Source organism: Micromonospora sp. CPCC 205739 (assembly GCF_036906795.1).
Classification (GTDB): Bacteria; Actinomycetota; Actinomycetes; order Mycobacteriales; family Micromonosporaceae; genus Micromonospora.
Genome location: NZ_JBAKHS010000038.1, coordinates 24,739 through 33,988, shown reverse-complemented (window position 1 = coordinate 33,988; position 9,250 = coordinate 24,739). Strand labels below are relative to the sequence as shown.

10 protein-coding genes and 1 pseudogene are annotated in these 9,250 nt (G+C 76.3%); 4 read left to right on the top strand and 7 right to left on the bottom strand.

Translation table 11 applies throughout. The features are described from left to right. A pseudogene (locus tag V6U88_RS29505) lies at positions 1–123 on the top strand (IS5/IS1182 family transposase); the annotation flags it as partial. Positions 124–140: 17 nt separating this feature from the next. Here V6U88_RS29505 and V6U88_RS29500 read toward each other — a convergent pair. The 3 genes from V6U88_RS29500 to V6U88_RS29490 all read right to left on the bottom strand — a co-directional run bounded on the left by V6U88_RS29500 (position 141) and on the right by V6U88_RS29490 (position 2,962). Next, the gene (locus tag V6U88_RS29500) at positions 141–1,559 is read right to left on the bottom strand and encodes a hypothetical protein (protein ID WP_334458153.1); all 1,419 of its coding nucleotides are present in this window, start codon (positions 1,557–1,559) and stop codon (positions 141–143) included. Then, positions 1,556–2,080 carry a SigE family RNA polymerase sigma factor gene (locus V6U88_RS29495; protein WP_334458152.1) on the bottom strand — a complete coding sequence of 175 codons (525 nt, stop codon included), beginning with the start codon at positions 2,078–2,080 and terminating at the stop codon, positions 1,556–1,558. The genes V6U88_RS29500 and V6U88_RS29495 overlap by 4 nt, the downstream gene beginning before the upstream one ends. 201 nt (positions 2,081–2,281) lie before the next feature. Then, positions 2,282–2,962, bottom strand: coding sequence for a helix-turn-helix transcriptional regulator (locus V6U88_RS29490; RefSeq protein WP_334458151.1), 681 nt, complete (start codon positions 2,960–2,962; stop codon positions 2,282–2,284). A 37-nt stretch (positions 2,963–2,999) separates the two neighbouring features. Here V6U88_RS29490 and V6U88_RS29485 point away from each other — a divergent pair, with 37 nt between their 5' ends. After that, the gene (locus V6U88_RS29485) at positions 3,000–3,851 is read left to right on the top strand and encodes an arginase family protein (protein ID WP_334458150.1); all 852 of its coding nucleotides are present in this window, start codon (positions 3,000–3,002) and stop codon (positions 3,849–3,851) included. 72 nt (positions 3,852–3,923) lie between these two features. Here V6U88_RS29485 and V6U88_RS29480 read toward each other — a convergent pair whose 3' ends face one another. The 3 genes from V6U88_RS29480 to V6U88_RS29470 form a co-directional block, all read right to left on the bottom strand. Beyond that, positions 3,924–5,435 carry a sensor histidine kinase gene (locus V6U88_RS29480; protein WP_334458149.1) on the bottom strand — a complete coding sequence of 504 codons (1,512 nt, stop codon included), beginning with the start codon at positions 5,433–5,435 and terminating at the stop codon, positions 3,924–3,926. Then, on the bottom strand, positions 5,413–6,153 hold the full coding sequence (locus tag V6U88_RS29475; protein ID WP_334458156.1) for a response regulator transcription factor: 741 nt from the start codon (positions 6,151–6,153) through the stop codon (positions 5,413–5,415). The genes V6U88_RS29480 and V6U88_RS29475 overlap by 23 nt, the downstream gene beginning before the upstream one ends. 108 nt (positions 6,154–6,261) lie before the next feature. Beyond that, complete coding sequence (locus V6U88_RS29470) at positions 6,262–6,495, bottom strand: hypothetical protein (RefSeq protein ID WP_334458148.1); 234 nt, start codon at positions 6,493–6,495, stop codon at positions 6,262–6,264. 197 nt (positions 6,496–6,692) lie between these two features. Between V6U88_RS29470 and V6U88_RS29465 the strand changes: the two genes are divergently transcribed. Then, complete coding sequence (locus V6U88_RS29465) at positions 6,693–7,643, top strand: serine/threonine-protein kinase (RefSeq protein ID WP_334458146.1); 951 nt, start codon at positions 6,693–6,695, stop codon at positions 7,641–7,643. A 57-nt stretch (positions 7,644–7,700) separates the two neighbouring features. Continuing rightward, entirely contained in the window at positions 7,701–8,120 is a 420-nt protein-coding gene (locus tag V6U88_RS29460; RefSeq protein ID WP_334458144.1) for an OsmC family protein, read from the top strand. 1 nt (position 8,121) lies between these two features. Here the strand turns inward: V6U88_RS29460 and V6U88_RS29455 are convergent, their stop codons facing one another. Next, positions 8,122–9,072 (bottom strand): endonuclease/exonuclease/phosphatase family protein, encoded by a 951-nt coding sequence (locus V6U88_RS29455; RefSeq protein ID WP_334458142.1) that lies wholly within the window; start codon positions 9,070–9,072, stop codon positions 8,122–8,124. Positions 9,073–9,250 lie beyond the last annotated feature (178 nt).

Here is a 9,250-nt window from a genome sequence, read left to right as displayed (position 1 = left end):
AACGTCGTCGAACGCTGCTTCAACCGCCTCAAGCAGTGCCGCAGCGTCGCCACCCGCTACGACAAAACCGCCACGTCCTACCAGGCCACCGTCACCATCGCCGCACTACTCCAGTGGTTGTGAACCTTTGAAGACACGGCCTAGGGCCCGTCGGGGGCTGGGCTGTCGTCCCGGATACGGCGGCCGGACGCGGGGCCACCCCGCCGACCGCGCAGCCGCCGCACCAGCGCCAGCAGGGGCAGGGCCACCAGAACCGCCAGGACGATGCCCACCGCCAGCAGCCAGAACGGCGGCGGACCGTACTCCGGGTCGCCCGACGCGCGGACCTGGCCGGCGACGGCGAGGTCGGCGGCGACCGACAGCTCGGTGATCCCCGCCGGCGTGCGCAGCAGCACCTCCGGTGCGCTCGCGCCGCGGCGCAACCGCACCAGCTCAACCCCCGCCGTGCCCGGCTCCCGGTGGGGATTCACGGAGATGTCGTAGGTGTCCGGCCGGTCCACCGCGCCCGGGCCGGGCCGGCCGACCAGCGCGACCGCCTCGTCCGCCGACCGCCAGCCGACCACCTGCACGTAGGTGGCCGAGCGCAGCTCCGGAAAGGCCGCCCCGCCGACCGGCGCACCGTCGGCCACCTGCCGGGTGACCAGCCGCCAGGTGCGCGGGTAGCCCGGCACCGGGCAGTCGGTGCAGGAGGACCGCTCCACGGTGGTCAGCGACCGCCCGTCCGGTGCCCAGGAGCCGGGCCCGGCCAGTCGGCCACCGGCCAGCGGCAGCCTCCGGTACGGCTCGGCGACGCGGTTCCGGTCCGCGTCGGCGACCCGGGCCACCCAGACCTCGTCGCGGACCTGCACGGCGAGTTCACCGCCGTCCGGGGCGATCGCGGCAGCGGCCGGCGCCACCCAGGCGACGCCCACCCGCATCCGAAGTACGTCGGCCCGGCTGGCCGGGTCGTAAAGTCCCACGAACGGGGTTCCGTAGGTGTTCGGCGGGGTGAAGGTGTCCTGGTCGTCGGCGTAGGCGAGGCGCGTGCCGTCCGGCGCGAAGGCCAGCGGGCGACCGGCCACCCCGTCGCTGGTGGACCGGCCGGAGGTCAGGTCGACCAGCACGCCACCGGCCCAGACATGGCGACCGTCCGGGGACAGCAACGCGTCGAAGCCGGGCGTCACCGGCGCGACGTCGAGCACCCGGTAGCGGTCGGCTTCCGCGGCCACCACACCCATCCGGGCCTCGTCCCAGTCGGAGCGCACGGCCGGCCCACCGAAGAGCGCCGCCGCCGGCCCGGGGGCCGATTGCGCCACGGCGGCGGTACGCCACGGCGGGTCGACCAGCCGGCTGGGCAGACCGGGTCCGTCGAGCCGGGGCGCGGCGGGTGCGAGCAGGGCGACCGGGTGCAGGACGTACCCGGTGCCGAGGAGCAGGACCAGGACGGCGAGCGCGCCGGCGACGGCGGCCCGGCGACGGCGGTGCCGGGCCCGCGCCGTGTCGAAGAGCCCCTCCGGTACGGACGCGGGCGGCGCCTCGTCGGCGAGGCGGCGCAGTGCCTCGGTGAGCCGGGCGGTCATCGGGTCACCTCCTGGGGACTGCGACCGACCAGCTCGGCCAACTCGGGAGCGAGGACGCGAAGCCGACCGAGGGCGTGCCGGGTCTGGCTTTTGACCGTGCCGACCCGGCAGCCCAGCAGGGCGGCCGTCTCGGTCTCGGTGCGGTCCTCGAAGTAGCGCAGCACCAGCACCGCGCGTTGCCGGGCGGTCAGCCGGGCCAGCGCCGCCCGCAGCACCAGCCGCAGGTCGGTGTCGTCGCCCGAGCCGGCCCGCTCCGGCAGCGCGACGCCCAGCCGCTCCGGTGGGCGCGCGCGCCGCCACCGCCACCAACTCGCGGCCTGGGTGCAGAGCACCCGCCGTAGGTAGGCCGACGGATCGTCGATCCGTTCCCAGCGCACCGCGACCCGCGCCAGCGCCACCTGGACCAGGTCCTCGGCGTGGTGCCGGTCGCCCGTCAGCAGGTACGCGAACCGGGTCAGCCCGGCCACCTCGGCACGGACGAAGTCGGTGAAGTCGTCCCGGGTGCGGTCCTCAGTCGTCAACGGATCGCCCTCCTCACCCGGACAGACGCCGGGCGGGCCCGCCGCGGAGGGAACGACATCCCGCTTTCCTCACTTCATCACGGGCCCTCGACAAGAACAAGACTTGATCTTGGGCTGGGCGCCGACGAAGGTTGGTGCATGAACTTCGATGCGAGCGCCACCGCGCGGCGGGCCCTCGGGCCGCATCGGACGACCGCCGGGTCAGCTCCGCAGCAGGGTCTTCGGGGGGGCACCGGCCAGCTCGCGTACGTCGCGGGTGAAATGCGCCTGGTCGGCGTACCCGCTGCGGGCGGCCACCTCGGCCAGCCCGACACCGGTGCGGGCCAGCGCGAGCGCGCGACGCATCCGCAGGATGCGGGCGAGGGTCTTCGGGCCGTACCCGAAGAGGGCCTGACTGCGCCGGTACAGAACGCGCGGGCCGAGGCCGACCTCGGCGGCGGTCGCGGTGACCGTGGCGCCGCCGGCGAGCAGGGCGGCGACCCGCGCGCCGAGCGGATCGGGTCCGCCGGCGGCGGCCAGTCGGGCGACCGCGACGGCCTCCAGCGCGGTCCCGGTCGGCCGGTCCCCCAGCCGCTCGGCGACCTCGGCCGCCGCGCGACCCCAGAGCGCGTCGAGCGGCACCCGACGGTCCCGCAGCTCGTCGGCGGGGACGCCGAAGACCGCCGGGCCGGTGCCCGGTGGCAGCCGCAGCCCCAGCCACCGCTCCCCCGGCGCCGCGACGCTGAGATGGGCGGTGCGGTCCGGGCCGGCCACCAGCAGCCCGGACCGGCTGGACCAGAGCAGGTCGAGGCAGCCGTCCGGCAGCACCCGGGTGGCCGCGCCCGCGCTGACGGCGGTCCACAGCACGGCACCCGGCAGGGCGGCCCGACGTTCCCGGTACATCGTGCCCAGCCTGCCACGTCGGGGCTACCCTGCGCCTGTGCGATGGACGGTGCTGGACGCGGCGCTGGACTCCTCCGGTCGGAGCCGGGGTGAGGAGCGCGGCCCCGGCGCGCTGCGGGCCGCCGGCCTGCTGGCCGCACTGCACGCCGACGACGGCGGAGCGGTCGACGCCCGGATCGACGACGCGACGCGGGACCCGGTGACCGGGCTGACCGGGGCGGAACAGGTCCGTCGGGCCGGTCGGGCGATCGCCGCCGGGGTGGCGGCGGTCCGCGCCGCCGGGCGGCACCCGCTCGTCCTGGGCGGGGACTGCACCATCCTGCTGGGCGTGTTCCTGGCCCTGCCGCCCGGCAGCGGGCTGTGGTTCCTGGACGGTCACCCGGACTTCTCCGACGGGTTCGGCTCGGCCACCGGGGAGGGCGCGGACATGGAGCTGTCCATCCTCACCGGCCACGGCCCGGACCTCTTCGACCGGGCGGCGCCGCTGGTGGCGCCGGAGCTGGTCCGGCTGGTCGGCCACCGCCCGCCCGGCGACGAGGAGGCCCGCCGGGAGGCCGACCGGGTGGACCCGCGGATCCCCCAGGTGCCGGCGGCGGAGCTGCGGCGACGGGGGGCCGGGGCCGTCGGCCGCGACCTGGCGGCGGAGGGCGACGGGCCGGCCTGGCTGCACCTGGACGTCGACGTGCTCGACCCGGGGGTGCTGCCGGCGGTGACCTACCCCGAACCGGGCGGCCTCGACTGGGCCGACCTGCTCGCGCTCACCGGGCCGCTGGCCCGGTCCGGACGCCTGCTCGGGGTGAGCGTGGCCGACCTCGACGCCGACGCGGACCCCGACGGGCGGTACGCGCGCCGCCTCGTCGAGGTCCTCGCCGCCGCCCTGCCGCACTGACCTCCGGCCGGCGGTGGTGCAGGGCCGGCACGGCCGAGCACGGCCGGGGCGCCCAGTCGCCCCCGTGACGGGCTATGCGTCGGCTGTGGAACCGGGCAGCAGGACCCGGAAGACGGTACGGCCCGGCCGGCTCTGCACCTCGACGGTGCCGTGGTGCGCCTCCACCACCGCCGCCACGATCGCCAGGCCGAGGCCGGTGCTGCCGTGCTCCCGGGACCGGGAGCTGTCGCCCCGGGCGAAGCGTTCGAAGACCTCGCCCTGCAACTCGGGCGGGATACCCGGCCCGTCGTCGGAGACGGTGAGCTCCACGCCTTCCGGGGCGCGGGCCAGCCGGGTGGTCACCGTGGTGCCGGGCGGGGTGTGCACCCGGGCGTTGGCCAGCAGGTTCGCCACCACCTGGTGCAGCCGGGCGGCGTCGCCCGGCACGTCGAGCACCTCGTCGGGCAGGTCGAGCTGCCAGCGGTGCTCCGGGCCGGCGACGTGCGCGTCGCCGACCGCGTCGACGACCAGCGCGGTCAGGTCGACCGGCTCGGTCACCAGCGGCCGGCCCGAGTCCAGCCGGGCCAGCAGCAGCAGGTCGTCGACGAGGCCGGTCATCCGGGTGCTGACCGACTCCACCCGGCGCAGGGCGTGCGCGACGTCCGGCGGCACCCGGTCCCGGCCGCGCCGGGCCACCTCGGCGTAGCCGCGGATCGCGGCCAGCGGCGTACGCAGCTCGTGGCTGGCGTCGGCGACGAACTGGCGTACCCGGGTCTCGCTGGCCTGCCGCGCCGCCAGCGCGGCGGCGACGTGCCCCAGCATCCGGTTCAACGCCGCCCCCACCTGCCCGACCTCGGTACGCGGGTCGGTGTCCCCCTCCGGCACCCGCACCGACAGCGCCACCTCGCCACGGTCCAGCGGCAGCTCGGTGACCCGGGCGGCGGTGGCGGCGACCCGGTTCAGCGGGCGCAGCGTGGCCCGCACGATCAGCGCGCCCAGGCCGCCGGCGACCAGCAGTCCGGCGGCGGCGACGCCCGCCTGGGCGGCGATCATCCACCAGACGGTCTCCTGCACCCCGGCCAGCGGGATCGCGAAGACCAGCACGTCGCCGTCGGGCACCTGCCGGGCGACCGCCCGGTAGTCGCCCCGGTCGCCCAGGTCGACGGTGCGCGGCTGCCCGTCGCGGGCGAGCCGGGCCAGCGGAGCCACCTCGGCTGCGGTGAGGGCCTCGGTGGGGCCGGAAGTGGTGCGGATGCGGGCCGAGGTGTCCCCGCCGGCGGCGACCCGCACGCCGATCGAGCCGGGCGGGAAGCCGGCCGGCGGTTCCGGCCGGGGCTGCCAGCCACGCGGGTCCGACCGCGGCCAGGCGCTCGGCTCCCGAGCCCAGGGCAGCCGTCCGTCGCGGCGGCGACCGTCCATCGCGAGCTGGTTGTCCACCTGGACGACGAGGAAGTGCCGCAGCGCGACCGTGGTCAGCCCGCCGATGGCGAGGCTGACCAGGGCGAGCAGCGCCACCACCGCGGCGACCAGCCGGGTCCGCAGGGACCGCCCGGCCAGCCACCGGCGCAGCGGGCCGCCCCGGTCACTCCGCCGGCTTGAGGACATAGCCCGCGCCGCGCAGCGTGTGGATCATCGGGGCCCGCCCGGCGTCGATCTTCTTCCGCAGGTACGAGATGTAGAGCTCCACGACGTTGGCCTGCCCGCCGAAGTCGTAGTTCCAGACCCGGTCCAGGATCTGCGCCTTGCTCAGCACCCGGCGCGGGTTGCGCATCAGGTAGCGCAGCAGCTCGAACTCGGTGGCGGTGAGGGTGATCAGCGTGGCGCCACGGCGCACCTCGTGGCTGTCCTCGTCGAGGCTGAGGTCGCCGACGGTGAGCACCGCGTCCTCGCGGGCGGCCACGGCGAACCCGGAGCGGCGCAGCAGGGCGCGCAGCCGGGCGATGACCTCCTCCAGGCTGAACGGCTTGGTGACGTAGTCGTCGCCGCCGACGGTCAGCCCGGCGATCCGTTCCTCGACGGCGTCCCGGGCGGTCAGGAAGAGCACCGGCACGGTCGGGGTCTGCTCGCGCAGCCGACGCAGCACCTGGAAGCCGTCCAGGTCGGGCAGCATCACGTCGAGGACCACGGCGTCCGGCTGGAACTGCCGGGCGGCGCTGAGCGCGGACATCCCGTTGCCGGCACTGAGCACCTGCCAGCCCTCGTAGCGCAGGGCCATCGACAGCAGGTCGGTCAGGGTCGGCTCGTCGTCGACCACCAGGACCCGGACCGGCTCGCCGTCGGGGCGACGGAGTTCGATCCGCTGCTGCGCTGCCTGCCCGTCCATCACCATGCCCTCATCGTCGGCGGCGTGCCTGGCGCTGCCCTGTGCGCATCCTGTGCGCCAGCTGTGCCCACCACCAGGGGTGACCTCGACGGTACCGCCGGTGACCGGCTACTCGCTCGCCCCGATCGGATAGGTGCGCACGAAGCGCATCGTCCACACCCCGCTGCCGTCGGGCCGGTCCCGCGCGTAGAGGTGGTCCGGACCGCCGCCGCCCGGCGCCGGGGCGGCGTCGGGGTGCCGCATGATCCAGCGCTCCGGCGGCTCGCCCCCCGCCTCGGCGGGCACCTCCCGGACCACGTCGTGGGCCGGCCCGCCGACGAAACGCACGGTCACCCCACCCATCCGCGTCCCCCTCCGTCGTGCCGCCCGCACCGCTGCGCCGGACGCCCCTGGCTGGCAAGCTACCGCACCGGCGGTCGGCCCCGAGCCCGCTCCGGGCCGACCGCCGCCGGGTTTGCCCTGCTGGGAGCGCGGGTACCGGCTCGAGAACGGCGAACCCAGACCGGGACACGCCGCACGACAGGGACAGGAGCGGGTCGATGAGGACGCTGGCCGGGCGGTACCAGCTGGCACAGCGCATCGGCCTGGGCGGCATGTCCGAGGTGTGGCGGGCGCACGATCTGGTGCTGGATCGGCCGGTCGCGGTGAAGCTGATGTCCCCCGGGCAGCAGGGCGAGCAGACCTCGGTCGAGCGGATCCGCGCCGAGGCGCGCAACGCCGCCCGGCTGGTCCATCCCAACGTGGCCAGCGTGCACGACTTCGGCACCTCGACCGCGCTGCCCGGGCGTGAGGCGCCGTACATCGTGATGGAACTGGCCGAGGGCGAGACGCTGGCGACCCATCTGCGCGCCGGGCCGCTGGACTGGCGGATCGCGGTGCGGGTCTGCGCGGAGGTGGCGGCCGCGCTGGCCGCCGCGCACGCGCACGGGATCGTGCACCGCGACGTGAAACCGGCGAACGTCATGCTCACCCCGTCCGGGGTGAAGGTCCTGGACTTCGGCATCGCCACCCCGGCCGGCGAGCCCGACGAGAACCCGGACGGCATGGTGGTGGGTACGCCGGCGTACCTGGCCCCGGAGCAGTTCGACCGGCAGCCGGCCACCCCCGCGGCCGACATGTACGCCCTCGGCGTGCTCCTCTACTACTGCCTCACCGGGCGCCTGCCGTACGCCGCCGGGACCACCGCTACCCAGCTGGTGGGCGCCCGCCGGCGGGTGACGGCGGAGCCGCTGCCCCCGATCGAGGGGCTGCCGCCGGAGGTGGCCGAGCTGTGCCGCCACTGCCTCGACGACGACCCGACCCGCCGGCCGACCAGCCTGATGGCCGCGCTGCTGCTGGCCGAGGCGGTGGACGCCCGGGTGTACGTGCCGATGCTGGCGTCGGTGCCCCGGCCCCGCTCCGCGCCGGTCTCCGAGTGGACCGAGCGCGCCGCGACGGAGGCGACCGAGGCGGTCGCGCTCGACGACCGGTCCCGCGCCCGTTCCGGCTGACCGGCGTTTCACCCGTACGAGGCCGGGAACGCGCCGGTGACTGACGGGAGGAACGCGATGCCGGATCCGAGTTCCTGGCCGAACGAGGCCACGGCGACCGCTTCGGGCGGTCATGTACGCACCCAAGACGGCTGGTCCACGGCCCTGGCGTCCCCGCTCGCCCCGCACTGCACGGGCCTGACGCCGGAGCAGCTGCTGGCCGCCGCGTTCGCGTCCTGCCTGCACCACGCGGCGGTGGAGGCGGCGGGCGAGATCACCGACGAGGCACACACCGTGCAGGTGACCGCGGAGGCGAAGCTGGGGCGGGACGACGACGGCCGCTACCGGGCCGACGTGCACGCCTCCATCTCCTCTGCGGGCCTGACCCGCGAGCAGCTGGCCGACCTGGTCGAGTACGCCGACCGGATCTGGCCCTTCTCCAGCGGCGACGCCAGCCGGCACCGGTTGACCGTCACGCCGGCCGACGGGCGTCGCTGACTCACCAGCGGAAGGCGGCGGTCACCGCCCGGTGGTCGGAGTCCGGCGTCCGCAGCACGTCGGCGGCGGTGGGGGTGAGGCCGCGGTAGAGCACGTGGTCGGGCCGGGTGACCGGCACCGCCGAGGGCCAGGTGAAGCCGAACCCCCGCCCCGCGTCGGCCTGGACGTCGCCGAGCAGGCGGGTCAGCGGGGCGAAGACCCGGTCGGTGGTGGCGGTGTTCAGGTCTCCGAGCACCAGCAGCCGGTCGGCGCGGTCGGACCGGATCACCCGGGCGAGGGTGCGCACGGTCTCGTCCCGGGTGGCGGTGTCTCCGGCCCGGGCCGAGCCGAGATGCACCACGTAGACCGTCAGGTCCCCGCTGGGGGTGGCGACGACCGCCCGCAGCCCGCGGGTCCAGCCGAGCCCGGTGTCCACCCCGGTGGAATCCCGGATGGGATAGCGGCTCCACAGCGCGACGGTGGAGACCGACGCATGGTGCGGGTAGCGCGGGCGCAGGGCGGCGGCGAGCCGGTCGGCGTCGTCGACCTCCTGGAGCCCCATGAGGTCGACGCCGGCCTCGGCGAGCGGGGCCACCGTGGCGGCCGGGTCGGGATTGCCCGCGCGCAGGTTCTGGCTGGCCACCCGGAGGCCGGCCGGACCGCTGCCGGCCGCCGATGGCCACCAGACCCCGGCGTAGAGCAGCGCCCAGACGGCCGCGGGCAGGCCGACGGCCACCAGCGCCCGCCGGGACCGGCGCAGCAGCGCGGCCAGGGCCAGCACCGGCACCCCCAAACCCAGCAGTGGGGTCGCGCTGTCGAGCAGGCTGCCCAGGCCGTGCACGTTCGGCACCGCGCGGTGGCCGGCCAGGACGACCGCCAGTAGCACGGAGAGCAGCGCCAGGACGAGTCCACGTCGGTCACGGCGACGGTGCACGGCACCGCCGACGGGGTCGTCGATCATGCTGTCGGTCACCGTCCGCATCGTACCGAGCCGGCGTACCGGCCACCGCAACATCGCGGGCACCGGCAGCGACCTGGGCGTCCGCCGCGCGGTGGGCGGACGGGTCGACGGTACGGCCGGTGACCGTGGCCCGAACGGAGGAGGGCCGCCGACGGCCCGCGCGCGATCCCGACGCGCCGGATTCCTCCGG

Excerpts from the sequence above, each read along its gene's own strand:
- V6U88_RS29500 (WP_334458153.1), bottom strand. The coding sequence starts at position 1,559 with ATGACCGCCCGGCTCACCGAGGCACTGCGCCGCCTCGCCGACGAGGCG.
- V6U88_RS29490 (WP_334458151.1), bottom strand. The coding sequence starts at position 2,962 with ATGTACCGGGAACGTCGGGCCGCCCTGCCGGGTGCCGTGCTGTGGACC.
- V6U88_RS29480 (WP_334458149.1), bottom strand. The coding sequence starts at position 5,435 with ATGTCCTCAAGCCGGCGGAGTGACCGGGGCGGCCCGCTGCGCCGGTGG.
- V6U88_RS29475 (WP_334458156.1), bottom strand. The coding sequence starts at position 6,153 with ATGGACGGGCAGGCAGCGCAGCAGCGGATCGAACTCCGTCGCCCCGAC.
- V6U88_RS29470 (WP_334458148.1), bottom strand. The coding sequence starts at position 6,495 with ATGGGTGGGGTGACCGTGCGTTTCGTCGGCGGGCCGGCCCACGACGTG.
- V6U88_RS29465 (WP_334458146.1), top strand. The coding sequence starts at position 6,693 with ATGAGGACGCTGGCCGGGCGGTACCAGCTGGCACAGCGCATCGGCCTG.
- V6U88_RS29460 (WP_334458144.1), top strand. The coding sequence starts at position 7,701 with ATGCCGGATCCGAGTTCCTGGCCGAACGAGGCCACGGCGACCGCTTCG.